We start from the raw sequence: 25,026 nt of genomic DNA, 5'->3' as shown, positions 1-25,026 counted from the left end.
CGCGCACGACCGAAGACCGGCCGAGGCCACGTCGATTCATCGGGGGGTTCCCAGGCTTTCGGCGCCCGGTGAGCCCCCGGTGACCCGAAGCTGAACATCGGGTTGCGGTGGCGGGCGCACCCCTGGGTTGAGCGAGCACAGCGAGAAAATGCCCGGGCGCCGTTCGATAGCTTCAGGGCGCGAAACCTCGATGCCGCCGCCTGCTCATCCGCACGAGCGCCGGAACGGATGTGCACCCATGAGAAAGATGGGGCGCAGCATCCCTTCGCGATCGTGCGATCGTCCCCCGACACGGTTGGGAACCACGGCATGGCCGGGGCGGATGATCCGCCCCGGCCATGTCTCCTCGCGCTGAACTCAGCCGCGGATCTGCGACACCCACTCCTTGACCTGCTCGGGAAACGAATCGATCACCGGCTGAGTCGCGTCCACCCAGGCTTCGCGGTCGGTCAACTCGGTGAAAGTCGCGCCGCCATCGGTCAGCTCCTGGCGATACTCCGCCTCGCTCTCGATCGTCGCCGCAGTGTACTCTTCGCCGACCTGCTGCGCGGCCTCACGAATGATGTCCTGGTACTCCTCCGGGTAGCCCGCGAGTGTGTCCTCCCACATCAGGAAGTGGTAGTTCGCGTAGACGTGGCTGGTCTCGGCGATGTACGGCGCAACCTCGGCGAAACTGTTGTGCAGGATCGTGTCGAGCGGGTTCTCCTGGCCGTCGATCACGCCACTCTCCAGCGCCGAGTAGACCTCGTTGAAGGCGAGCGCCTCCGCCCGAGCACCGAGCGCATCCCACGTCGCCATCATCGTTGCCGCCGAGGGCGTGCGAATCGTCAGACCCTGCACGTCATCGATCGTTTCGACGGCCTCTTTCGTGGTGAGCTGGCGCGCGCCTCGGTACATGTTGCCGAGCGCGTCGTAGCCGCTCGCCTCTGCGATCGCACCTTTGATCTCGGCACCGAGCTCGCCATCCCAGACTTCGAAGAACTGCTCCTCGTCCTCGTAGAGGAACGGGGCGGTCTCGATCCCGGCAAGGTCCGTGTAGGTCTCGAGAGAGAGGAGGCTTTCGACGACGACGTCGGTCGTGCCGAGCTGGAGTCCCTCGATCATCTCTTCCCAGGTGCCGAGTGTCGCGGAAGGGTAAACCTCGACTTGGATGTCGCCGCCCGACATTTCTTCGACGAGTTCCTCGAAGCGCAGCGACGCGATCTGGCGGGTGTCTTCCTCACTGCCGGCGTGGCCGAGCGTGAGAGTGAGAGTCTCGCCTTCCGCCGGCGCCCCCTCGCCCTCTCCGGCTCCGCCTGCGCATCCGCTCAGAACGAGCGCGGCGGACACGGCGATGATGGGAAGGCCGCGTGCTGTGGTCTTCTTCATGAGATCACTTCCTTGTGTTGTGGGACGAGTGCGCGGGGACCGCGCGAGGACTCACGCCCATCAGGGCATGAGGAGCGTGGGGAGCCACATCGAAACCTCCGGAACGAAGGTGACGACGAGAATGAACGCGAGCCCGGCAAGCAGGAAGGGCCAGGCCGCGCGGATGGCGGACACCATGCTGACCTTGCCCAGCTCTGCCGAGAGCATGAGGGCGATTCCGACGGGCGGTGTGAGGAGGCCGATGCCGAGGTTCGCGATGATGATGATCCCGAGATGGACGGGATCCACTCCGATCGACACGGCGAGCGGCAGGAGGATCGGCGTGAGGATGATCAGCGCGGCGTTGGCCTCGATGAACATGCCGATCACGATCAGCAGCAGATTCATCAGCAAAAGCAGGATGACGGGGTTTTCGCTCACGGCGAAGATGGCGTCGGCCATGGCCTCAGGCACGCGGCCCGACGTGAGCGCCCATGAGTACAGCTGGGCCGCCGCAAGGACGAGCATGATCAATCCGACCACGAGTGCCGAGTCTGTGAGGGCGTACACGATCTTCTTCAGCGTGATCTCGCGGTAGATGAGGAGACCGACAACGAGCGCATAGACCACGGCCATGGCAGCCGCCTCGGTCGCGGTGAACCAGCCGAATCGGATGCCGGCGAGAATCAGCACCGGCAACAAGAGCGCGGGCAGTGCACGGTAGAGCGAGATCCAGAACTTCGGCCGGTCCTCCCGCGCCACCTTGCCAATGTTCCGCATGTCGGGCGCGGCCTGCATCGCCTCGGCGGTGAATCCCTGCTTCTGCACCGTGAGGTGAACAGTGATCATGAGCAGCGCGATGTAGAGGAAGGCGGGCAGGATGCCGGCGAAGAAGAGCGCTCCGATAGATGTGCCGCTGGCCACACCGTAGACGATGAGCGTGATGCTCGGGGGCATGATGGGCGACACCACGGGGCTGGCGGCGGTCACAACGGCCGCGTACGCGGCACGGTAGTTGCGCTCCTTCATCGCGGGAATGAGGATACGACCGAGGCTCGAGATGTCGGCGATCGCAGATCCGGAGATGCCACCGAAGAACAGCGACGACATCACGTTGGCCTGCGCGAGGCCGCCGCGCATCCCTCCTACCAGCGCATCCGCGAGGTCGAGCAGTCGGCGTGTGATGCCGCCGGCGTTCATGATGGCCCCCGCAAGCACGAACAGAGGAATAGCCAACAGGGGGAACGAGGTCATGCCCGCGAGGATTCGCTGCCCGCCGATCGTCAGCGGCACGTCGGTGACGAGCCAAAGGGTCAGCAGGGATGCGGCCGCGAGCGCGAACCCGATGGGTACGCGCGCCAGCATGGCGACGGCGAAGTTGCCGAGCAGGAACGGCCCCATGATCAGTACTCTCCCTTGACGACGATCGCGTCGGCCGGCTGGCCGAGCAGTGCCTGCGGCAGCGCTTCGGCGCCTCGGGGTGCCGCAAGCAGGCGCCACCAGGCTTCGAGCGCGAAGAGCAGCGAGAAGAAGCATCCGACCGGCACAGCGAGCGCTACCCAGCCATAGGAGACGCCAAGGCCGGGCAGCGACCGGCTGAAGGATGCAGGAAGCATGGAGACCCCGAACCAGATCAGAACGGCAAGAACGGCGATCACTGCCAAGCTCGACACGCTGACGACGAGGATGTGCAGCCAGCGGCGATAGGGCAGGTACTCCCAGATGTCGAGCACCATGTGCCGTCCACGCCTGACACCGAGGGCGATGGCAATCATCGCGAGCCAGACGAAGCTGTACGTTGCAGCCTCCGTCGTCCACCCCGAAGAGGTTTCGACGACATAGCGAGCCAGCACCTGCCACGCCACGGCGATCACGATGATCGCCAGCATCACCATCGCCGCAACCTGTAGAGCCTGATCGACACGACTGAGTGCCCTATCCAGCAACCGTGCTGCCATGTCGGCCGCTCCTTTGCGATCATTCGGGGCCCGCGGGATTGTGCGGGGCGTCCGCCAAGTATTGGTCAGACCATCTATCCAACGAGATCATGGGCCATGATCCCGCGCCATGTCAAACAGAGGCGGCGAAAACGGGCTACAACTGTCCCTTCGCCGCCTGACCGAGCGGGAGGGGCGCGTAGCGGACCACCTCCACAGGTTCACGCAGGTGACCCTCGAGCGCGCGGTTCAGGTCCACGACGGGAGCCCCCTCGGCGTGGGCATCGAGATCAGCGACACTCGTCCATTTTTCGATCATGAAGATGTCCCCACCGGGTGCGGCTGTTATCGCATAGATCTCGCAGCCTCGCTCCTCATGCACCCGAGGGATCGCCACACGGAGGGCCTCCAGCACCACCTCGCGATGTCCAGCGAGCGGATGGAAAGTAGCGGTCACGACGACGGGATCATTCACATTCATAACCTCGACGGTAGCCGTTCGACCATTGGCCTGACTAGTGTATGGTCTGACCATCTGAACTTTCCAGAGCACCTCGACGAAGGAGTCCCGCAGTGAACCTCTACGCCCTTCTGCAGCAGCGCACCGAATCGGCCGGCCCCATCCGCGTCGGCGTCGTCGGGGCGGGCAAGTTCGCCTCGATGTTCCTCACCCAGGCCGCAACGAGCCCAAACATCCACGTGGTCGGAGTCGCCGACATCGATGTGACCAAGGCTCGCGGTGCGCTCGCACGAACGGGGTGGACGCCCGAGCGCTATGCGGCGACGAATCTCGATGCTGCAGCACGAAGCGGCAGCACGGCAGTGATCGATGACTCCGCGGCGCTGATCGCGCACCCCGCGGTCGAAGTGATCCTCGAGATCACCGGCAACCCTCTGGTCGGCACCGACCACGCGCTCGCATCGATCAACGCCGGCAAGCACGTCATCATGGTCAACGTCGAGGCCGACTGCATGGTCGGGCCCTTGCTTCAGCGCCGTGCGGCCGAGGCGGGCGTGGTTTACTCGATGGCTTACGGCGACCAGCCGGCCCTCATCTGCGAGCTCGTCGACTGGTGCCGCACGGTCGGCTTCGACGTCGTCGCCACAGGCAAGGGCACCAAGTACCTGCCCGAGTACAACTACTCGACGCCCGACACCGTCTGGGACTACTACGGATTCACCGCCGAGCAGCTCGAGAGCGGCGACTACAACCCCAAGATGTTCAACTCGTTCCTCGACGGCACGAAGTCGGCGATCGAGATGGCCGCCGTTGCCAACGGCACGGGCCTGACGCCGCAGGAAGAAGGCCTGAACTTTCCGCCGGCCGGAGTCGATGACCTGCCCTCCGTCTTCCGCGCGAGCGCGGTCGGCGGCTCGCTCAGCAAACGCGGCACGGTCGAGATCGCTTCGAGCCTCAATCGCGACGGCAGCAACGTTGAGCGCGACATCCGTTGGGGTGTCTTCGTGACATTCGAGGCCCGAACCGACTACGCCGTCCAGTGTTTTGCCGAGTACGGCGTGCACACCGACTCGTCTGGCCGCTACGGATCGCTGTACCGCCCATACCACATGATCGGTCTCGAGCTGGGGGTGAGCGTTGCCTCGGCCGTGCTGCGCGGGGAGGCGACGGGTTCGCCGACCGGGTTCCGCGGAGACGTCGTGACAACCGCCAAGAAAGACCTCCGCGCGGGCGACCTGCTCGACGGCGAGGGCGGTTACACCGTGTTCGGCAAGCTCGCGCCCGCTGAGCGCTCGCTCAGCCAGCGCGCACTGCCCCTGGGTCTTGCCCACGGAGCGAAGATGATCCGCGACGTGGCGAAGGACCAGACGGTTACGTGGGACGATGTCGAAGTGAACGAAACCCTGTCTGCCGTTCAGCTCCGCCAGGCGCTCGAGACAGAGTTCCGCGCCGAGCTGCTCGCTTCGCGCTGACCCATCCGAGCGCACCCGCACCCATATGCTGGATCAACCCGGCGTCACCGCCGGCCGCATCGGCAGAGCGAATCGAGGGCAATGTGGCTTCGTCCGAGGGCTGGTCCCCCGTGCAGCGCTTGCGCACGTACGAACAGGTGATGCACCAGATCGAGGAGAGGATCCTCTCCGGCGAACTGTCGGCGGGGGATCACCTTCCGAGCGAGCGCGACTTAGCGCTTCTGCTGGGCGTTTCCCGGCCTTCACTGCGCGAGAGTCTGCGCGTGCTCGAAGCGCTGGGGGTGCTGGACATTCGTCGCGGGGGCGGCCCCGACGGTGGCGCGGTGTTGCTCAGCCAGCCCGGCGACGGGCTGGTCAATCTTCTGCGACTGCAGTTCGCGATCGGCCACTTCACGCATCGCGATCTGCTCGAGACGCGCATCGCGCTCGAGACCTGGTCGTGTGCCGAAGCAGCATCCAGGGCGTCGAAGGAGGATCTCGATCACCTCGACGAGATCCTCGCCAAGATGGATGCTGCCGGCATCAGTACCACCGAGTGGAACTCGCTCGATACCGAGTTCCATGTGGCGATCGCCGCGTCGACCGGCAACGCATTCATGTCGCAGTTGATGTCCGCGATGCGCCTGGCAATTCAGCGCCAGATGATCGACGCGTACGCACGGCTCGACGACTGGCGTGCGGTCGCCGATTCAGTCCGCTCCGAGCACCGAGCAATCCTCGACGCGCTGATCGCACGGGATGCTGCCGCGGCCAGCGCGCGGGTGCAGGAGCACATCCGATCCTTCTATTCCAACGACCGACTCGGAGACTTCGCAACGCCGCTGTAGGCAGCGACGGGTCGGTCCACCCTCTGACAAGGAGCAACCGACCATGAAGACGATCATTCTCGACGATGACCCCACCGGCACCCAGTCCGCTTCACACGTGACTGTTGTGCTCGAATGCAGCGTCGATGAGCTCGTCGATGTGCTCCGCCATGACGACGCCGTGTACGTGCAGACCAACTCGCGCGCGATCGACGAGGCCGCGGCCGTCGCGCTGGTCACGTCGATTCGCGACATGGGAGTGGCCGCGGGTGAGGCGTTGGGCGAGCGAGTTCGCTTCGTGTTGCGCGGGGACTCAACGCTGCGCGGACATGTCTTCGCCGAGACCGAGGTCTTCCTCAACGACGATGCCGTGATGGTATTCGTCCCGGCATTTCCTGCTGGCGGTCGCACGACGCGTGACAACATCCACCTCGTGCAGGCGGGCGGGCGCACCCTACCGGCTCACGAGACCGAATATGCCGATGACCCGGTTTTCCCTTTCCGCACGGGGGTGCTCAACGACTACGTGCGTGAGAAGTCGTCGCGCGCCCCGCTCGCTGTCTCGCTGCTGAACGTGCGCGCCGGGAGCGTCTTCGAGGCGATTCGCAACGCCGCTCCGGGCGCCGTTGTAGTACCGGACGCCGTGAACGACGACGACGTACGCATGATCGCCGCAGGCATCGTGGCGGCCGAAGCGGAGGGGCGCACGGTCGTGGTGCGATGCGCGGCTCCCCTGGCAGCGGCACTCGCGGGGGTGCAGAGCGAGGGCTTGCTCGATCGACCGCTCGTGAGCGGCCCGGTGCGGGTTCTGCTCGCGTGCGGATCGCATACGGCGGGCGCGACGTCGCAGCTCGCGCGTTTCGGGGACGACTTCGGCGCGCCCGTAGTCATCTCGACGGATGCCGCCCTCACTGCACCTGCTGCCGCGGGGCGGTCCGCGGCAGCAGAGGCAGCCGTGCGCCTCGAGAGCGGCCGGGTGACCAGCGTGTCGACAGAGCGTACGCGCCAAGCCGAACACAATACGCTCTCACATGGCGAAGCCGTGATGACGGCCCTGACAACGGCCGTTCGCGAACTGGTGCCGCACGTGGACGTCGTGGTCGCGAAGGGCGGCATCACCTCAGCCGAGCTCGCGCACGCCGGTGTCGGGGCGACGCGCGCGACGGTTCTGGGTCAGGTGTCGCCCGGGGTGTCGGTGTGGCAACTCGAGTCCTTCGAACACAAGCCGGTGCTCTACGTCGTTGTCCCGGGCAACGTCGGCGACTCCGAGACGCTCGTCGATGTGATGCACGCGCTCGGGTTGTCCGGGCGGTGAGCGCACGGGGCCGCGAGTTCCGATTGCGAAACACCATGTGAACGCGTTGCGGATTACGGCGTCTCGAGCGTCTCCATCAAGGGCATCACCTCCGCCGCGAAGCGGCGAACATCCGTCGTGTAATCGGCGAATGTGAGCACAGCGCTCGACATCCCGGCCTCGCGCTCGAGGTCGTCCAAGTACCGGGCGATCCGCGCGTAGGAGCCGACGATGACGGGCGAGTACCAACACGATCCCTGGAGAAAAGCCGCGCGCTCGGGATGCTCGAAGACGACAGGTGGCACCGGCCCCCGTTGCCGCTCCAATCCCACACCGGCCGCGGTGCCGCTGCGGTCATTGCTCGCCGCGGCGAGAATGCCCGCCTGCGCGCCCAGGTCGACGCCTTCCATGTAGTGGGTAGCCTGTGCCGCGGCCTCTTCGTCCGTCTCCGCCATGATGATGCCGAGAAGCACGGCGCTCTCGCATGTCCGACCGGTCTCGCGCAATTGCTCCTCGAGCGACCGTCGAGCCTGGGCGAGTTCGTCGAGCGGGCCGAGCACGAAGTTGACGTCGGCGCATCGCGCGGCGATCTGAAGACTCGCAGCCGATTGCCCGGGCATGATGACGGTGATCGGATGCTGGGGCACGGGCTGCACGATGCAGTCATCCATCGTGTAGAAATCGCCGCGGTGGGTCAGACGCCCCTCGCGCCAGAGCCCCCGCATGATGTCGATGAACTCACCCGTGCGCGCGTACCGATCCCGGTAGTGATCGTCGGAGGGCCAGAGCCCCATCTGTTCGTATTCGTACCGGTTCCAGCCGCCCACGATATTCACGCCGAACCGGCCACCGGACGCGTCGTCGAGGGTTGCCACTGTGCGAGCGAGCATCGCGGGGTTCGTCGTGGGAATGGCCACTGACGCCCAGAGCTTGATCGTGCTCGTGGCCTCGACGAGCGCCGCCATCACCGCAGTGGACTCCTGCGCCCAGTTCCAGTAGTCGGTCTCGCCTCCGAAGCCGCGATACTTCACCATCGACAGCGAGAAGTCGTATCCGCACTCCTCGGCGGTGGTGGTGATCTCGCGCTGCAGGGCGTAGGTCGGCATGTACTGGGGCGAGTTCACCGAGTAGATGTACCCGTTGTTGGTTGTCGGAAGGAAGACGCCGCACTTCATCTCTCGATCTCCTCGAATACCGTGATCATCGAATCGTCAGAACTCGAGCAGATGGTCGCGCAGCGTGGTGCCGGCGTATCCGTCCCGGATGAGCCCCCGCCTGCGCAGCGCGGGCGCCAGCCCATCCGCGACCTCGGCGAAGTTGCGCCGCGTCGAGGGCAGATACAGCAGAAAGCCGTCGCCGCCGACCTCGTCCATGATCTCGCCCATCTTCGCCGCGACGGTGTCGGGGCTGCCGACGAGGCCCAGGTCGGTGATCTGAAAAGACGACGCGACGACGTCGCGCAGCGTCCGCCCCTCCGTGTCCTGGAACAGGTTCGCGATGGAGCTGTGCTCGCCGTTCTGCTTCGACAGATCGATGTCGTCGACGCGCGTGTCGGGGTCGATCGCCCCGAAGTCGATGCGACCTCCGGAGGTGTACGACATGTTCCAGAGGTTGTACTCGATCGCGGCGTACCGCTCGGTAGCACCACGTGGCACTCGCGGATACTTCGCGCACGCGGGCGCCACCGCCGGCGGGCCGCGAGTCGGCACGAATGGTCGAAACCGCCACGCGCACCCGACACTTCGTGCCAGGTCGGGGTCGACGAACCCCCGGGCGCAACCCCCGACCCCACGCAAGCCCGACCCGCGCGCGCAAGCCCGACCCGCGCCAGCCTCTAGGGTGAATCGCATGGCAGCGACCCCCGGCGACGAGACCGAGGCGCGGATGACGCTCGAGCTCGGGCGGCGCATCTCCGCCCTGCGCAAAGAGCGCGGGCTGACCATGGTCGCCCTCGCGGCGCGCACCGAGCTCTCGCAGCCCTTTCTGAGCCAGATCGAGCGGGGCAGAGCCCGGCCGAGCATGCCGTCGCTGCACCGGCTGGCGTCCGCGCTCGGCACGACGACGCCCGCACTGCTGTCGGGCGGCGAGCGCGGGGTGGGCTCGGCCGCCGAGATCGACGACGACGCCGTCAGCCTCGTGCGCGTCGACCAGGGCTCGATGGTCACGCAGTCGAACGGGCAGGCGAAGGCTCTCGTGGTGGGCGAGCGCGAGATGTATCCGCTCGAGTTCGTCACGAACGTGACCGAGTTCGAGGATTACTACCAGCATCCCGGCGCGGAGTTCATCTTCGTCATTTCGGGGCACCTCGAGGTCGACCTCGCCGAGAAGGGCATCCACCGCATCGGCCCCGGCGACACGCTCTACTTCGCGGGAGGCGTGTCGCACCGGTGGCGTGTCGTCGGGCTCTGGCCGGCCCGCCTGCTCGTCACGCAGTCCGGCACGAGTGCACCGCGGGCGAGCGACGAGAATATTACCGTCGAGCATATTTAGGTAAGCGCGCCCACCTTCACGGCGCCGCAACTATCGGGAAACGCCCGCGAAACATCCTCAGCGGATATTGATCTAGTCAATATTCACTCAGGGAGGGCCGATGTCCGGCGCCACGCTCGACTTCACCGATGTCGCGATGAGGTTCCCCAACGGAACCGTCGCGCTCGGCGGCGTTGATCTCTCGATCCGACCCGGCGAGTTCGTCTCCCTTCTGGGACCGTCGGGATGCGGCAAGTCGACGCTGCTGCGCCTCGCATCGGGTCTCGACACGGCCACGTCCGGGCGCACCGCGAGCGACACCGACCGCATCGGCTACGTCTTCCAGGATGCGACGCTCCTCCCGTGGCTGAGTGTGGAGCGCAACGTCGCCCTGTTCGGCGAGCTCGACCGCCTGCCCCGACCCGAGATCGAGCGCCGCGTCGCCCACGCGCTCGACATGGTGGGCCTCGCGCCCTTCGCCAAACATCTGCCCCACCAGCTCTCGGGCGGCATGCGCATGCGCACCTCGCTCGCGCGGTCGCTGGTCAACAACCCCGCGCTCTTCCTCTTCGACGAGCCGTTCGGCGCGCTCGATGAGTTCACCCGCGAGAAGCTCAACGACGACGTACGGGCCCTGTGGCGCGACGAGGGATTCACGGGCGTGTTCGTGACGCACTCGATCGCCGAGGCCGTCTTCATGGCGACGCGGGTGGTCGTCATGGGCGCCTCGCCGGGGCGCATCATCGGCGAATTCGCGGTGCCGTTCGGCGACGACCGCGACGAGCACACCCGCTACTCCCCCGAGTTCGCCGAACTGTCGGCCGAGATCGCCGACGTCCTCAAGGCGGCGATGTCATGACCCGTGCACGCCTGCGGTCCATCCTGCTGCCGATCGCCTTCGCGACCGGTGTGCTCGCGCTCTGGTACCTCACGAGCGCCGTGCTGCTTGCCCCTTCCAAGCGCTTCATCCTGCCGATGCCGCACGAGATCCTCGTCGTCGCCTTTCTCGATCCCGGCAACCTCGGCGATCTGCTCGAGCAGCTGGGCACGACGGCGATCGTCGCGATGACGGGGCTCGCGATCGCGACGGTGATCGGCATCACCACGGCGATCCTGATGAGCCAGGCGAAGTGGGTCGAGACGACGCTCTACCCCTACGCCGTCGCGCTGCAGAGTGTGCCGATCCTCGCCCTCGTGCCGCTGATCGCCTTCGCCCTGGGGTACGGCTTCGGCAGCCGCATCCTCGTCGTGATCCTGATCTCGCTGTTTCCGATCATCACGAACACCCTCTTCGGCTTGCACTCCGCCAACGCCCAGATGAAAGACCTCTTCCGCCTCAAGCGTGCCAGCCGCTGGACGATCCTCTGGCGCCTGCAGTTTCCGGCGGCCCTGCCGGCCCTCTTCACGGGGCTGCGCATCTCGGCGGGCATGGCGGTCGTCGGATCCATCGTCGCCGACTTCTTCTTCCGCCAGGGCAACTCGGGCATCGGCCTCGCGATCGACACGTACCGAAACCGCCTCGACGGCGAGATGTTGTACGGCGCCATCATCCTGGCCTCGCTCTTCGGGCTCGTCGTCTTCTGGCTCTTCGGCCTGCTCTCGCGCCTGGTCATCGGCCGGTGGTACCAGCCCGACGGCCGCTGAGCGCAGCATCCCCCGCACCACCCGCACCCGCACCCGCATCACCCGACACGCACCATTCACCCCTGGAGAGATCACATGAACCGCACCCGCCTTCTCGTCTCCACCGCCGCGATCGGCGCGGCCCTCTCGGTCGCGCTGACCGGCTGCGGGGGCACCGAACCGACCGCGCAGGATGCTGCAGCCGCAGGCGGTGACGGAGCGCTCAGCGCCTGCCCGGCCACGGTCGTGCTGCAGACGAACTGGTTTCCGGAGCCGGAGCACTCCGCCGCCTACGCCCTCATCGACCCGGCTGAGGCGACGACCGACCCCGACGCGGGAATCTACTCGGGCCCCGCGATCGTCGACCCGAACATCACCATCGAGGTGCGCTCGGGTGGGCCGTTCATCGGATTCCAGCAGTCCACGGCCCTGCTCTACTCGGACGACTCGATCATGCTCGCCATGATCGACACCGACGAGTCGGTCAAACTCTCGGCCGACCAGCCCACGAAGGCCGTGTACACGCCGCTGCAGGTCAACCCGCAGATCCTGTTCTGGGATCCCGAGCGGTACTCGTTCGACGACCTCGCCGACATCGGGCAGAGCGATGCCACGGTGCTCTACTTCCAGGGCGCGACGTACATGGACTACCTCATCGCCCAGGGCGATGTGCGCGCCGACCAGGTCGACGGGTCGTTCGACGGCTCGGTCACGCGCCTCGTCGCCGACGAGCCGGTCGTCATGCAGGGCTACATCACGCAGGAGCCGTACCGCCTCAAGGTCGACTTTCCCGACTACGGGCGCGACGTCGACTCGTTCCTGATCGCCGATTCGGGCTACGACATCTACGCGGCCGCGTGGTCGGGCAAGCCCGAGGTCGTCGAAGCCCAGTCCGAGTGCCTGGCCCAGCTGGTTCCCGCCATGCAGCAGTCGCAGCTCGACTACATGGAGGACCCCGAGCCGATCAACCAGGCGATCTCGGACTACCTCGTCGAGATCGACCAGTTCTTCCAGGTCAGCCCCGAGCTGGGCGCCGAGATCCACCGTGTGATGCAGGAGGAGGGCCTCGTCACCGACGGTACCGACGGCGTCTTCGGGTCGTTCGATGCCGAGCGCATGGAGCGGATGACGACGCTCCTCGCCGAGATCTACGCCGAGTCGGGCGTCGACGTCGCCGAGGGTCTGACCGCCGAAGACATCTACACCAACGAGTTCCTCGACCCGAGCATCAGCTTCAGCTCATGACCATCGCCTCCCTCACCGCCATGCCCCTGCGGCTTGCGACCGACTACGCCGAGATGTCGCTGTTCGTCGTGCGGGCCGAAACCACCGACGGCGTCGTGGGGTGGGGCGAGAGCTGCGACAGCTTCGGTATCTCGTACCCCACCGTTCTCTCGCGATTCGTCGACGACGTGTGGGGTCCGGTCGCGACGGGGCTCTCGTTCGACGCGGCCCTGCACGCGCTCGCCGAGAAGCGGCGGGCCGTGGGCCGCACGCTCGGGTTCGGCTATTCGGCCGCCCAGTCGATGAGTGCCGTCGACATCGCGATCCGCGACGCGCAGGCGCGCTCGGCCGGGCAGTCGCTGGCTCCCTTGGGCTCGCGAGCGAGCGAGCGCCTGCGGGTTTACGCCGGCAACAGCCACTTTCTCGAGTCCCGGGAGGTCGGCGGGCACCTCGAGCTGCTTCGGCCGCTGCTCGAGTGCGGGGTGTCGATGGTCAAGATGCGCATCGGCGCCGACTGGCGCACCGCGATGCGCGTGCTGACCGATCTGCGCGCCGAGCTGCCCGACATCGACCTCATGGTCGATGGCAGCGAGCTGTTCTCGGTGGCCGAGGCCCTCGAGATGGCTCAGCGCCTGGCAGACCTCCGCATCAGCTGGTTCGAGGAGCCGGTCTCGGCCGCGCGCCTGCCCGCGATCGCCCGCATCGCCGCGGCCTCGCCCGTGCCCATCGCCTACGGCGAGCATCTGTTCAGCGTCGAGCACATGCTCGACACAATGGATGCTGCGGCCATCTCGGTCGTGCAACCCGATGCGTCGATCTGCGGCGGGTTCGCCGACGCGCAGCTGATGGCGCAGACGGCGCAGGGGCGCGGCGCGCGCGTGGTCATGCACACGCACGGCAGCCCGATCACATTCGCCGCGAACGCGCTCGTGGCCGCCGCGACGCCGGGCGTCGATCTGATCGAGTACCCCTTCCATCTCTCGCCGATGCTCGATCGGGTCGCGCCGACGGCCGGGTTCGGCATCCCCTCGATCGTCGACGGCTTCGTCGCCGTGCCGACGCATCCAGGGCTCGGCATCGACGTCGACACCGACGTGATCGAGGCCGGCCACCGGGCCTTTCTCGACGCGTGACCGGCCCGGATAGCGTGGACGCCGTGAACATGACCGCTGTCCAACGCGTGCTCGTGACCGGATCGCGCGGAAAGGTCGGCCGGCACGTCGTCGCGGCGCTGGTCGCCGCGGGGTTCGAGGTGCGGGCGACCGATATCGGGAGGCCGGTGTACGACGCCGACGACTCCAACGCCGTGCCGTACGTGCAGGCGGATCTGACGGATGCCGGAGCCGCTTTTGCGGTCGTCCGCGATGTCGACGCCGTCGTGCACACGGCGGGAATCCCCGAGCCGACCAAGAACGTGGCGCACGAGGTGTTCGCGACGAACACGCAGTCGACAATGAACGTGATCGAGGCGATGGAGGCTCGCAGCATCCGCCGTCTGATCAACATGTCGAGCGACTCGGTCTCGGGCATGACCTGGGCGCACCGACCGATGGTCGGCGCCTTCTGCCCGATCGACGAGACGCACCCCGACCGCGCGCACGACGCGTACGGCCTGTCCAAGCGCGTGACCGAGATGCTGTGCGACGCGTTCGTCGCGCGCACCGACGCGTCCGCCGTGTCGATCCGCCCGACCTGGGTGCTGACGCCCGACACCTACGCCGCGAACCTGCGCCCCTTCTTCGATGACCCCGACCTGCCGAGCGCGGTGTTCTGGGCCTACATCGACGTGCGCGATCTCGCCGACCTCGTCGTCGCCTGCCTGCGCACCCAGACCCCGGGTCACGAGGTCGTCTACGCCGCCGCGGCCGACAACATCGCAGGTCGCGACCTGCTCGCGAGTGTCGCGCGCCTGCACCCCGAGGTCGAGCTGCGCCCCGTTCCCCGCGTCGACGCGAGCGGCATCGACTCGTCGAAGGCGACACGCCTGTTCGGCTGGGCCCCGTCCCGCTCGTGGCGCGACCACCTCGACGAGCGCGGCGAACCCCGCGCTGCCGAACGGGATCAGAACTAGCCTCACAAACCCGAGCCCGCGACCGGCGCGAGGACAATGACGCGGGGTGAGGACTTCTGCGGCGTCAAAGTCCTCGCGCCGCGCCACACTCCTCGCGCCGCGCCACGCGGTAGCCGCACGCAGCCGCACGCTCGCGCCGCGCCACACTCCTCGCGCCGCGCCGCGCCGCGCCACGCGGTCGCCGCACGCAGCCGCACGCTCGCGCCGCGCCCGAGCCCTACGCCAGCCCGCGGCTGCGCTGCTCGCGTCCCGCGGCGCCGTACGGCCAGGCCGACGGCTCCGGGTCGCTCGCCGCATCCAATGCCGCCAGATCCTCGGTCGAGAGCAAGACGTCGGCGCTGCCGAGGTTGTCCTCGAGCTGCGACACGGTCCGCGCCCCGAGGATCACCGAGCTGACGGCAGGCTGTGCGCCCAGCCACGCGAGCGCGATGCGCGACATCGACTGACCGTGCACCTGCGCGACCTCACGCACAGCATCCAGCACCCGCCAGGTGCGCGCCTGAGACGACCGCAGGTCGTAGGCCTCGACCCCGCGCTCGGGGTCCTCCCCGAGACGCGTCGCTCCGGCCGGCCGCTGATCCTGCGAATACTTGCCCGCCAGCCAGCCACCGCCGAGCGGTGACCACGGCAGCACGCCGAGGCCGTTCGCCTCGCAAGCCGGGAGGATCTCCCACTCCACCTCTCGCGCCAGCAGGTTGTACTGCGGCTGCATCGAGATGAGCGGGAATCGCCCGCGGGCCATGGTCGCCGCCTGCGCGATCTGCCAGCCGAGGTAGTTCGACAGGCCCGCGTAGCTGATCTTGCCGACCCGCACGGCGTCTTCGAGGAACCCGAGCGTCTCTTCCAGCGGCGTCACCGGATCCCACGAGTGCACCTGGTACAGGTCGATGTGATCCACGCCCAGGCGGCCGAGCGTGCGATCGAGCGCGCGGCGCAGGTGGCGGCGCGAGGTGCCGGCATCCCGGGGGTCGACGTCGACGGGAAAGCGGCCCTTGCCGGCCAGCACGAGACGGTCGCGGGAGGTCGAGCTCTGCTGCCGCAGCCACTCGCCGACGATCTCCTCCGAGCGGCCGCCGCTGTACACGTCTGCGGTTTCGATGACGGTCCCGCCCGCATCGACGTAGACATCGAGCTGCGCGTGCGATTGCTCGGCGTCGGCCTCCGCACCGAACGTCATCGTGCCGAGCGCGAGTGTCGAGACGGCGAGGCCGGACCGGCCGAGGGTGGTGTACTTCATTCTCGTAAGCCTTTCGAGAGGGGGTCAGAAGCCGGCGATCGGTCGCGGCCGGTAGGTGTCGACGAGCGCGTCCATGACAGCATCCATCCGCCGGTCGACGCGGCGCGACTCTGGGTGGGCGTCGTGCCACGCGATGATCTCTTCGGCGCCGCGAGCGAAGGGCACGCGGCACACGAAGTCGGGTACGAGCGCCTTGATCTTGGTGTTGTCGAACACCATCGAGTTCGCCTTGTCACCGAGCAGCGCGGCACCCCATTCGGGGTCGGCCAGGGCGATGGATGCCGAGGCCACATGCACGAGGCGAGGTTCGACGCCCGCGGCCCGGGCGATGTGCCCGTAGATCGCGTTCCACGTCAGCGCCTCGTCGGAGGTGATGTGGAAGGCCTCGCCGATGGCCTCGTCGCGACCGAAGAGCCCGACGAACGCACGGGCGAAATCGGTGTGGTGGGTGATGGTCCAGAGCGACGTGCCGTCGCCGGGTACGACCACCTCCCGCCCTTGGCGCATCCGCTCGACCACGGTCCAGCCGCCGTCGAAGGGCACCATGGTCGGGTTGTAGGTGTGCGAGGGGCGCACGATCGTCACCGGAAATCCGCTCGACCGATACGCCTCGACGAGCGCGTCCTCGCAGGCGATCTTCTTGCGCGAGTACTCCCAGTGCGGGTTGCGCAGGGGGGTCGACTCCGTCACCGGCAGCCGACTCGGCGGCGTCTGATACGCCGACGCCGAGCTGATGAAGATGTACTGGTTCGTGCGACCGGCGAACATCGCGATGTCGGCCCTCACATGCGCCTCCGCGAAGGCGACGAACTGCACGACGACGTCGAAGCGCAGGCCTTCGAGCGCCCGCGCCACCGAGTCTGCGTCGCGCACGTCGGCGCGATGGGCTCGCACGCCTTCGGCGCCCGCACCCGATCGGCTGAGCGTGTGCACGTCGTGCCCGCAGGCCACCGCCTCGGCGACGACGGCGCCGCTGATGATGCCGGTCCCGCCGACGACGAGAATCCGTAGCACGCTCATTTGACGCCTCCTGCGGTGAGGCCGCTGACGATGCGGCGCTGGAAGATGAGCACGAGGATGATGAGCGGGATCGTGACGATGACGCCCGCCGCCATCTGCGTGCCGTAGGGCTTGTCGTACTGCGAGATGCCGGTGAACTGCGCGATCGCGACGGTGACCGGTTGTGCGGCCGGCGTCTGCGACATCGCGTTGGCGATCATGAACTCGTTCCACGCCGAGATGAAGACGAGGATCGCCGTGGTGAAGACGCCGGGCACCGCGAGGGGAAGGATGATCTTGCGGAACGCCTGCCCGCGCGTGCACCCGTCGACGCGCGCCGCGGCCTCGAGCTCCCAGGGCATCGCCCGGAAGAAGCTGACGAGGATGTAGACGCCGAGCGGGAGCGCGAAGCTCACGTCGGGGATGATCATGGCCTGGTACGTGTCGATCCATCCGAAGTCGGCGAAGAGCTGGAAGAGCGGCGTCAGGATGGCGACGCCGGGAAACATGGATGTCGCAAGAAAGAGCCCCAGCACGATGTTCTTGCCACGAAACTCCAGCCGTGCGATCGCGTATGCGGCGGTCACCCCGAAGAAGAGGGCGATGATCGTGACGCTGCCGGCGATGATGACCGAGTTGCGCAGGGCGAACACGAAGGTGTTCTGCGCGCCGAACACGGCGGCGTAATTCTCGAGTGTCGGCACGATCGGCCACAAAGTGTTGTCGAAGATCTCGTCGGGCCCCTTGAGACTGGTCACCAGCATCCAGTAGAAGGGCGCCAGGCAGAAGAACGTGATGGCGGCGAGCGCGACGTAGGTGCCGACGGTGCCCCAGCGAACGGTCATGACTTCTTGCCTTTCCGGCCGCCGGCCTGCTCGACCGCGTTGACGCCCAGCAGGCGCACGAACAGGTAGGCCGTCACGAAGATGAAGAGGAAGGTGAGGGTCGAGAGCGCGCCCCCGTATCCCGGTTTGAGCTGGCTCAGGGTGGACTGCACGACGAGCACCGACAGGGTGGCGGTTCCGTTCGCACCGTTGGTCATGATCTCGGGCAGGTCGTACATGCGGAGGGCATCGAGGAGGCGGAAGAGCACTGCCACGAGCAGCGCGGGCTTCACGAGCGGCAGCGTGATGAAGACGAAGCGCTTCCAGGCGCCCGCGCCGTCGATCTTCGCCGCCTCGTACACCTCTTCGGGGATGACCTGCAGTCCCGCGAGCACGAGCAGCGCGATGAACGGTGCGGTCTTCCACGTGTCGGCCACGATGATCGCGATCATCGACGGGATCGTCGAGCCCGTCCAGATGATGTCGGACCCGATCAGCGCGTTGATGATGCCCTGCGGGTCGAAGGCCCACTTCCAGAGCACAGCGGCCACGGCCGTGGGAACGGCCCACGGGATGAGCACGCTCGCACGGATGAGCCCGCGGCCGCGGAACGCTCTGTTGGCGACGAGCGCCATGCCCAGGCCGATGAGCGTTTCGAGCACGATGGTCACGGCGGCGAACAGATAGGTCACGCCGGTGGCCGCCCAGAAGTCGGGGGCGTTGTAGCCCCAGAGCGCCTGCGCGTAGTTGTCGAGACCCACGAAGGGCGCCTCGCCGATGCCGTCGCCGAAGAGCGAGCGGATGATCGAGGAGATCACCGGAAAGGCGATCACCAGGGTCAGGACGACGATGGAGGGGATGACGAGCCAGAAGGCGAGTCCGCCGTCTCTCTCCCGGCCAGGCCGGGACTTCTTCTGAGGGCCGCGTGTGGCGGGCCGGAGTGAGGTCGACATGACTCGCCTTCTGGGTCGCTTTACTGAATCGCCTGTTCGAGGTCGGCCGCCATCTGCGTGATGGCCTCATCGACCGACATCGAGCCCTGCAGCGCCGCGTAGGCGTTCTCCTGGATCGCCAGGCTCACGGCGTTGTAGTTGGGCGTGCGGGGGCGGGGGTTGGCGTTCTCGAGCGACTCCTGCAGCGTGGGCAGGTAGGGCGACACTTCGACGAGCTCGGGGTCGGTGTACAGGTCGCTGCGCACCGAGGCCTGGTTCATGACACTGACCAGCACGCGCTGCGCTTCGTCCGACTGCATCCACTCGACCCACGCCTTGGCGGTCTCCTTGTTCTTCGAGAAAGCCGAGACACCCAGGTTGATGCCGCCGAGCGACGAGACTCCGGGGCCGTCGAGACCCGGCAGGGTGGTGATGCCGAACTTGCCGGCGATCGCCGAGCCCTCTTCGCTGGCCGCCGTGTACACGTAGGGCCAGTTACGCAGGAACATCACGTCGCCGTCGAGGAAGGCGTTGGCGCTCTCCTGCTCCTGGTAGGTGATGCCGGCGGCGTTGATCTGGCCGCTCTCGAACATGTCGACCAGGTGCTGCAGCCCCTCGCGCGCCTCCGGTGAGTCGACGGCGACCGACTGGCCGTCTTCGCTCAAGAATGCGCCGCCCGCCGAGTTGATCGCCTCGGCGACGTTGACCGTCAGGCCCTCGTACTGGGCGAACTGCCCGGCGTAGCAGTCCATGTCGTTCGCGGCCGCGATCTCGCACGCGGCATCCATCTCCGCCCATGTCGTGGGCGGCGTCTCGATGAGGTCGGACCGGTAGTAGAGCAGCCCGGCGTTCGTCATGAAGGGCGCGGCCCAGACCTTGCCGTCGTAGGTGGCCGATGCGACGGCGGCGGGCAGGATGTCGGGACCCGCGACCTTCTCCGGGTCGAGTTCTTCGAGCCAGCCGTACGCGGCGAACTCCGAGGTCCAGACCACGTCGCCCCACACCACGTCGTAGTTGCCGCTCTTGGCCTGGAAGTCCTGCACGAACGACGTGCGCTGGTCATCCGGCGATGCCGACAGCTCAAGGAACGTGACCTCCTGGTCGGGGTTCTGCTCGTTCCACATCTCGATCAGCTGGGGCATGGCACCCGTGAGGTCCTTGCCGGACGCGAACGTAATCGGACCGATGCCGTCGTCGCCACCTTCGTCGGACGCGCTACCGCCACATGCCGTCAGGACGGTCAGCAGGGCCGCCGTCGCCGACGCGGTGATGATCAGCCGCTTCTTGGTGTGCATTTCTCTCTCCTTTGAGCCGTTCCTCCGGCCTGGCCGCACCGACCGGTCGGTGGCGCTCATGCTGTGCGCCGCGATTCAGGATGCTGAGATTCGCCGCTCCTGTCAAGTAACCGATTACTCGGCTTCTTGAGAGCGCGCTCGGATCACCCCGGATAACTGCACCAAATCAGGGAACCCGTCATGATGTAACGAGTTGGATACGCTGCGTAATCGCTTACTTGCGCCTACGAAGGCGACGGATAAGATGAGCCTCGGAAGCACCGAGGAGGATCGTTGAGCGTCACCGTCAAAGACGTCGCCCGCGTGGCGGGCGTGTCGACAGCGACGGTCTCCCGCGCGCTTCGCGGTTTCGATACCGTCGACCCCGCGATCCGGCAGCACGTGCAGCAGGTTGCCGATCGTCTCAACTACGTCGCTTCGCCCGCGGCCGCTGCCCTCTCGACGGGTCGGGCCGGCAGCATCGGAGTCATCACGCCGTTCGTGAATCGGATGGCGTTCCAGCGAATGCTGGCGGGCATCGAGAGCGCCATGCGGGGCACCGAGATGGATCTGCTCCTCTACTGCACCGGCGATCCGAGCGATCCTCATCCCGTGCCGCCGCGCAAGCGCCTCGCGCGCCGGGTCGACGGGTTTCTCGTCCTCTCGCTGTCGCTGCACAGCCCCGATGTCGAAGAGATCGCCAAGCTGAACATGCCGGTCGTCTCGTTCGGGGAGCAGGGCCCGTGGGGCTCGAACGTGCAGATCGACGACCGCGCGAGCGCGGCAACAGCCACCGAGCATCTCCTCGACCTGGGTCACACGCGCATCGGGGTGATCTACGGTCGCGAGGCGCAGGATCCGGCGGTGCTGGAGTATCAGCGCCATCTAGGCTTTCACGACGCGATGTCGCGCTCGGGCAGAGAGGCGGACCCGAACCTGATCGCGCCCGGCGACTTCACGATCGCCGGCGGATCACGGGCGATGGAGCAGCTCCTCGACGCCGATGCTCCTCCGTCCGCCGTCTTCGCCTTCTCCGATGAGATGGCCTACGGCGCCCTTCGCGTCCTGCGCGATCGAGACTTGATCCCGGGGCGCGACGTGGCCATCATCGGCTTCGACGGCCACGAGACCTCGGCGCTGCTTGAACTGAGCACCATCAGCGTCCCCTTCGAAGAGATCGGCGCAGCGACGGCGCGGCGCCTCATCGCGGAGATCTCGGGCGTTGGCATGAACCCGGCCGGCGCCACCGTCCTGCCGACAGAGCTCACCGTTCGCGCGAGCACTCGTCGAGCGTAAGCGAGCGCGCCCGAGCACGCGACGAGGGGCGAAGAGGTCCTCCGAACGGGCTCCCACGCGCCGAGTGCACGGGTTAGCCGCGAGTGTACGACCTGGGGATCAGCGCAGACCGGCTCGCGCTCAGCCCCGAATACTTCGGTCTGGTCTTCGATTCCATGGCGATCCGCGACCTCAGAGCGCACGACCGCGCCGGGCAGGCACGGTTCCTCGCCGTCATCCGCGCGAGGACTTTCGCGCGGGGCGCGGACTCATGCAGCGAATGAGTCCTCGCGCCGCGCCAAAGTCCTCGCGCCGCGGAGCGCCGAGCCCCGCCCACATGAGAAAGCTCTCAACAGGCTTTCGCCGCACCGCGCCGAGGCGCCACCATAAGACCGCCCCGCGCCCGCCGCGGGCCGCACCCACGGGCGAGGGGATTGTCGTTGGACTGGCAGCGCACACTCATCACGATCGACCGCCCACGCCCGATCGGGCCCGTCAGCGCACCGATCTCGGCGGTGTCGCGCCGCCCGCACCACCTCGATATGTTCTTCGTCGACGCCGAGGGGCGCGTGCGCACCGCATGGTTCACCCCCGCCGACGGGTACGGCCTGCACGAACCGCTTTCACCACCCGGGATGCTGGGAGCCACGCGCATCGCGGCGGTGTCGCGACACTCCGACCAGCTCGACATCTTCGTCGCCGACGCCACGGGGCGCATCGTGTCGGCATGGTGGTCGCGGTTTCCCGACAACACCTGGCGCACCCGCACCGACATCACCGACACGCGAACCACACCCGGCGCCCCGATCGCCGCCGTCGCCCGCACACCGCACAGCATCGACATCTTCTTCGCCGACACCACGGGGCGCGTCGTGTCGGCCTGGTACGACCCGGCCGACAACACCTGGCGCACCCGCGCCGACATCACCGACATCCGAACCACACCCGGCGCCCCCATCACCGCCGTCGCCCGCACACCGCACAGCATCGACATCTTCTTCGCCGACACCACCGGACGCATCGTCTCGGCCTGGTACGACCCGGCCGACAACACGTGGCGCACCCGCACCGACATCACCACCGTGCGCACAACACCCGGCGCCCCGGTCACAGCCGTCGCCCGCCGGCCCGACCAGCTCGACATCTTCTTCGCCGACGCCACCGGGCGCATCGTCTCGGCCTGGTGGAATCACGCGAGCAACAACCTGTGGCACACCCGCAACGACATCACCGACACACGAACCATCCCCGGCGCGCCCATCTCGGCCGTCACCCGAGCCGCCGACCGGCTCGACATCGCGTTCGTCGACACGACGGGCTCGGCGATCTCGGTGTCGTGGGCCGATGCCTCCCCGACCTGGATGCAATCCTCGATCCTGGCGCGGCGGGTGAGCCCCGGCATCCCGATCGGTCTTGTCGCGCGCGGGCCGCGGCGGCTCGATGCGTTCGTTCCCGAGAACGACGGGCGCTTCACGCACGCCTGGTGGGCCGCACCCGAGCCCGAGCCGGCCGCGCGGCTGCGGCTCGTCACGTTCAACACCAAGCTGATGTACCTGCCGGGGGTGGCGAGCGAGGAGGCGATCATGGCCCGCGCGCGTCGCATCGGCGACCTGCTCGCGACGGGCCCCGCGCACGATGTCGTCTGCCTGCAGGAGGTGTTCTCGCACCGCGCCCGCGTCGACCTGATCGCGCGACTGCACGACCGGTACCCGCACGCGACCCCGGTCGCGGGCCCCACCCGCCAGCTCTCGGCGACCGAGAAGGAACGTATCGTCACGTCCGCCGTCGCCCAGGCGGCGTTCTGGATGCCGGGCACGGTCGCCGTCGCGGCGCTCGTGGAGTTCGTGCTCTCTCAGGTGGCGGCGGGAGTGTTCTCGGTTCCGCAGGACAGCGGTCTGCTGGTGCTCAGCCGCTACCCGCTCGAGAACGCGAAGTTCGTCTCGTTCGGCGACGACGCCGAGGGTCCCGACCGGCTGGCCGACAAGGGGGTGCTCCGGGTGCGGGTCAAGACGGGCCCGTCGACGAGCTATGTGGTGTTCTCGACGCACACGCAGGCCAGCTACGACTCGATCGCCGAGGGCGTGCCGGTGCGCGCCGCGCAGCTGCGGACGATCGCGCAGCTGATCGAGGAGTCGATGATCGAGCTGTCGCGAGCGACCACCGACCAGCTGCACACGATCGTGTGCGGAGATCTCAACATCATCGGCGACCGGGCCTTTCCCGCGGAGTGGCGCTCGGTCTTCGAGACGCCGGGCGCCTACTTCACGCGCGAGTTCGTCGACGGGTGGGCGAGCGAGATGGCCTGCGCGGGCCACGATGCGCACGACGAGGGCATCACCAACATCGACGCCCCGAACAAACGCAACAGCCGGCTCGACTACGTGCTGGTGCGCAACGAAGACTCGCAGGCGCCCGCGGTCGTGCATCAGATGCGCCTGGTGTACCCCGGGGCCTCCGACCACATCGGCGTGTTCGCCGACATCAACGAGCCCTCGCCGCATCACTCCCCCGCCCGGGCGCGCGATGTCGAGCTGCCGCTCGACGGCGACGCCTTCGATCTGCCGGGTGGCCGTCTGCGCTGGTATCGCGTGCAGGGCGGGGGCACGTGGTCGGTGGCCCCGACATCCGATCTGGAATACGACGTATTCGTGCCCGAGGACATGAGCACGCCGCGGCGCCCGGTCTTTGAGACCGAGACGCGCGAGATCGAGTACGCGCACGACGTGCTGCGCGAGTACGGTGTGGCGCACACAAGAGTGCGCACCTACGCCGTGCCCGCCGACGAGTTCTTCGTGTGCGTGCGACGCAGACCCGACGCTCCGGGCGCCGAGAGCTCGGCGATCGTCTTCATACGACACCTGGGCACATCGCCGGCATCGGCGATCCACGTGCACCCGCAGCGCGGGCCGGTGTCGGTCGATACCGCCACGATAGAGCGGATGCTGGGGCCCGCGGCCGTGCCGTCGACCCTGTGGTTTGCGAGCGAGCTGCACCGGCAGGCGCAGCGCCGGGTCGTCGACTGGACGTTCGAGGTACACAACACCAGCGACAACCCGGTGACGCTCACCCTGACGCACGACGCGTTCGCCGAACCGCCCGTCACGTGGGGGCGTGGCTCGCACGCGCACGTCGTGCGCTCGGCCGAGGGCGGCACGGTGCGGTGGCGGATCGACCGGGCGAATCCCGCCGTCGATCCGGTCGAGGTGTCGTTTCGGTCACCGCTGACTTTCGTGCAGGCGACGATGCATTCGCCGCGCCTGATCTGCGAGGACGAAACGGGCATCGACGCGCTCGGCGCCGACGAGATCTCGCTGATCGCGACGATCGACGGCGCGCCCGACCGCCTGCCCCTGTTGAGCGAGACCCGCATGCACACGGGCGAGGCCCAGATCGTGACCGCCGCTCCCCTGGGCCCGTGGCGCCCGAGCGATCTCGGCTTCACCGATCTGCTGCGGCTGCACATCATCGAGAACGAGGATGTCGGCGACGACACCGATGCCACCGCCGTGGCGCCGCTGCCGCCCGACTCCCCCGCCGAGGATCGCACGATCACACTCGAACCGGGCTCGGGAAGATACACCGTGCACCTGTCGCTCGGGCGCACGCCCGAGGGCTGACGCGCGCCCCGCGCGCACCGAGCGCACGGGTTAGCGCCGATCCATACGAGTCCGGACACACCCGGCCCGAACACGCCCACCCGCCCCGCGCGAGGACTGTGGCGCGAGGCGAGGACTTCTGCGCCGGACGAGTCCTCGCACCGCGCCGAAGTCCTCGCGCCGCGG

At 67.6% G+C, this 25,026-nt stretch carries 22 protein-coding genes; 11 read left to right on the top strand and 11 right to left on the bottom strand.

Annotation, left to right across the window (positions count from 1 at the left end; genetic code table 11):
- Positions 1 to 357 precede the first annotated feature (357 nt).
- The 4 genes from AB2L57_RS04320 to AB2L57_RS04305 form a co-directional block, all read right to left on the bottom strand.
- Entirely contained in the window at positions 358 to 1,368 is a 1,011-nt protein-coding gene (locus AB2L57_RS04320) for a TRAP transporter substrate-binding protein (protein WP_409048171.1), read from the bottom strand.
- A 60-nt stretch (positions 1,369 to 1,428) separates the two neighbouring features.
- The gene (locus AB2L57_RS04315; protein WP_409048170.1) at positions 1,429 to 2,748 is read right to left on the bottom strand and encodes a TRAP transporter large permease; all 1,320 of its coding nucleotides are present in this window, start codon (positions 2,746 to 2,748) and stop codon (positions 1,429 to 1,431) included.
- 2 nt (positions 2,749 to 2,750) lie between these two features.
- A complete protein-coding gene (locus AB2L57_RS04310; protein ID WP_409048169.1) occupies positions 2,751 to 3,305 on the bottom strand; it encodes a TRAP transporter small permease in 555 nt (184 codons plus the stop codon).
- Positions 3,306 to 3,441: 136 nt separating this feature from the next.
- The gene (locus tag AB2L57_RS04305) at positions 3,442 to 3,759 is read right to left on the bottom strand and encodes a putative quinol monooxygenase (protein WP_409048168.1); all 318 of its coding nucleotides are present in this window, start codon (positions 3,757 to 3,759) and stop codon (positions 3,442 to 3,444) included.
- Between the two features lie 98 nt (positions 3,760 to 3,857).
- Between AB2L57_RS04305 and AB2L57_RS04300 the strand changes: the two genes are divergently transcribed.
- Genes AB2L57_RS04300 through AB2L57_RS04290 form a run of 3 tightly spaced genes read left to right on the top strand, consistent with a single transcriptional unit; the run spans position 3,858 to position 7,337 of the window.
- On the top strand, positions 3,858 to 5,216 hold the full coding sequence (locus AB2L57_RS04300; protein WP_409048167.1) for an NAD(P)H-dependent oxidoreductase: 1,359 nt from the start codon (positions 3,858 to 3,860) through the stop codon (positions 5,214 to 5,216).
- The gene (locus AB2L57_RS04295; protein ID WP_409048166.1) at positions 5,120 to 6,043 is read left to right on the top strand and encodes a FadR/GntR family transcriptional regulator; all 924 of its coding nucleotides are present in this window, start codon (positions 5,120 to 5,122) and stop codon (positions 6,041 to 6,043) included. Before AB2L57_RS04300 ends, AB2L57_RS04295 begins: the two co-directional genes overlap by 97 nt.
- A gap of 43 nt (positions 6,044 to 6,086) precedes the next feature.
- A complete protein-coding gene (locus AB2L57_RS04290; RefSeq protein ID WP_409048165.1) occupies positions 6,087 to 7,337 on the top strand; it encodes a four-carbon acid sugar kinase family protein in 1,251 nt (416 codons plus the stop codon).
- A gap of 53 nt (positions 7,338 to 7,390) precedes the next feature.
- Here the strand turns inward: AB2L57_RS04290 and AB2L57_RS04285 are convergent, their stop codons facing one another.
- Both AB2L57_RS04285 and AB2L57_RS04280 read right to left on the bottom strand, forming a co-directional pair.
- Positions 7,391 to 8,491, bottom strand: coding sequence for an LLM class flavin-dependent oxidoreductase (locus tag AB2L57_RS04285; RefSeq protein ID WP_409048164.1), 1,101 nt, complete (start codon positions 8,489 to 8,491; stop codon positions 7,391 to 7,393).
- 36 nt (positions 8,492 to 8,527) lie between these two features.
- Positions 8,528 to 8,971, bottom strand: a complete 444-nt coding sequence (locus AB2L57_RS04280) for a hypothetical protein (RefSeq protein ID WP_409048163.1) — start codon at positions 8,969 to 8,971, stop codon at positions 8,528 to 8,530.
- 193 nt (positions 8,972 to 9,164) lie between these two features.
- Here AB2L57_RS04280 and AB2L57_RS04275 point away from each other — a divergent pair, with 193 nt between their 5' ends.
- The 6 genes from AB2L57_RS04275 to AB2L57_RS04250 all read left to right on the top strand — a co-directional run bounded on the left by AB2L57_RS04275 (position 9,165) and on the right by AB2L57_RS04250 (position 14,703).
- A complete protein-coding gene (locus AB2L57_RS04275; protein WP_292815452.1) occupies positions 9,165 to 9,806 on the top strand; it encodes a helix-turn-helix domain-containing protein in 642 nt (213 codons plus the stop codon).
- A 100-nt stretch (positions 9,807 to 9,906) separates the two neighbouring features.
- Positions 9,907 to 10,644: an ABC transporter ATP-binding protein gene (locus AB2L57_RS04270; RefSeq protein ID WP_409048162.1), complete on the top strand. Its 738-nt coding sequence runs from the start codon at positions 9,907 to 9,909 to the stop codon at positions 10,642 to 10,644.
- The gene (locus AB2L57_RS04265) at positions 10,641 to 11,429 is read left to right on the top strand and encodes an ABC transporter permease (protein WP_409048161.1); all 789 of its coding nucleotides are present in this window, start codon (positions 10,641 to 10,643) and stop codon (positions 11,427 to 11,429) included. Before AB2L57_RS04270 ends, AB2L57_RS04265 begins: the two co-directional genes overlap by 4 nt.
- Before the next feature lie 75 nt (positions 11,430 to 11,504).
- On the top strand, positions 11,505 to 12,653 hold the full coding sequence (locus tag AB2L57_RS04260; protein ID WP_409048160.1) for a hypothetical protein: 1,149 nt from the start codon (positions 11,505 to 11,507) through the stop codon (positions 12,651 to 12,653).
- Positions 12,650 to 13,765: an enolase C-terminal domain-like protein gene (locus AB2L57_RS04255; protein ID WP_409048159.1), complete on the top strand. Its 1,116-nt coding sequence runs from the start codon at positions 12,650 to 12,652 to the stop codon at positions 13,763 to 13,765. Before AB2L57_RS04260 ends, AB2L57_RS04255 begins: the two co-directional genes overlap by 4 nt.
- 29 nt (positions 13,766 to 13,794) lie before the next feature.
- Entirely contained in the window at positions 13,795 to 14,703 is a 909-nt protein-coding gene (locus AB2L57_RS04250; protein WP_409048675.1) for an NAD-dependent epimerase/dehydratase family protein, read from the top strand.
- A gap of 217 nt (positions 14,704 to 14,920) precedes the next feature.
- On the opposite strand, the gene AB2L57_RS04245 is transcribed toward AB2L57_RS04250, so the two are convergent.
- From AB2L57_RS04245 to AB2L57_RS04225, 5 genes are read right to left on the bottom strand one after another with little or no spacing between them, the layout of a single operon-like run.
- Positions 14,921 to 15,940 (bottom strand): aldo/keto reductase, encoded by a 1,020-nt coding sequence (locus tag AB2L57_RS04245; RefSeq protein WP_292813931.1) that lies wholly within the window; start codon positions 15,938 to 15,940, stop codon positions 14,921 to 14,923.
- Between the two features lie 24 nt (positions 15,941 to 15,964).
- Positions 15,965 to 16,960, bottom strand: a complete 996-nt coding sequence (locus tag AB2L57_RS04240; protein ID WP_409048158.1) for an SDR family oxidoreductase — start codon at positions 16,958 to 16,960, stop codon at positions 15,965 to 15,967.
- Positions 16,957 to 17,784: a carbohydrate ABC transporter permease gene (locus AB2L57_RS04235; protein WP_292813936.1), complete on the bottom strand. Its 828-nt coding sequence runs from the start codon at positions 17,782 to 17,784 to the stop codon at positions 16,957 to 16,959. The genes AB2L57_RS04240 and AB2L57_RS04235 overlap by 4 nt, the downstream gene beginning before the upstream one ends.
- Positions 17,781 to 18,716, bottom strand: a complete 936-nt coding sequence (locus AB2L57_RS04230; RefSeq protein ID WP_292813939.1) for a carbohydrate ABC transporter permease — start codon at positions 18,714 to 18,716, stop codon at positions 17,781 to 17,783. Before AB2L57_RS04230 ends, AB2L57_RS04235 begins: the two co-directional genes overlap by 4 nt.
- 20 nt (positions 18,717 to 18,736) lie before the next feature.
- On the bottom strand, positions 18,737 to 19,990 hold the full coding sequence (locus tag AB2L57_RS04225; protein WP_292813941.1) for an ABC transporter substrate-binding protein: 1,254 nt from the start codon (positions 19,988 to 19,990) through the stop codon (positions 18,737 to 18,739).
- Positions 19,991 to 20,263: 273 nt separating this feature from the next.
- Between AB2L57_RS04225 and AB2L57_RS04220 the strand changes: the two genes are divergently transcribed.
- Together AB2L57_RS04220 and AB2L57_RS04215 are read left to right on the top strand one after the other, a co-directional pair.
- Positions 20,264 to 21,265: a LacI family DNA-binding transcriptional regulator gene (locus AB2L57_RS04220; RefSeq protein WP_292813944.1), complete on the top strand. Its 1,002-nt coding sequence runs from the start codon at positions 20,264 to 20,266 to the stop codon at positions 21,263 to 21,265.
- Between the two features lie 419 nt (positions 21,266 to 21,684).
- Entirely contained in the window at positions 21,685 to 24,861 is a 3,177-nt protein-coding gene (locus AB2L57_RS04215) for an endonuclease/exonuclease/phosphatase family protein (protein WP_409048157.1), read from the top strand.
- Positions 24,862 to 25,026 lie beyond the last annotated feature (165 nt).

This window comes from Microbacterium sp. HA-8, assembly GCF_046111165.1.
Taxonomy (GTDB): Bacteria; Actinomycetota; Actinomycetes; order Actinomycetales; family Microbacteriaceae; genus Microbacterium.
Note: the sequence above shows the minus strand (reverse complement) of the source record. Positions and strands in the feature narration are given on the sequence as shown.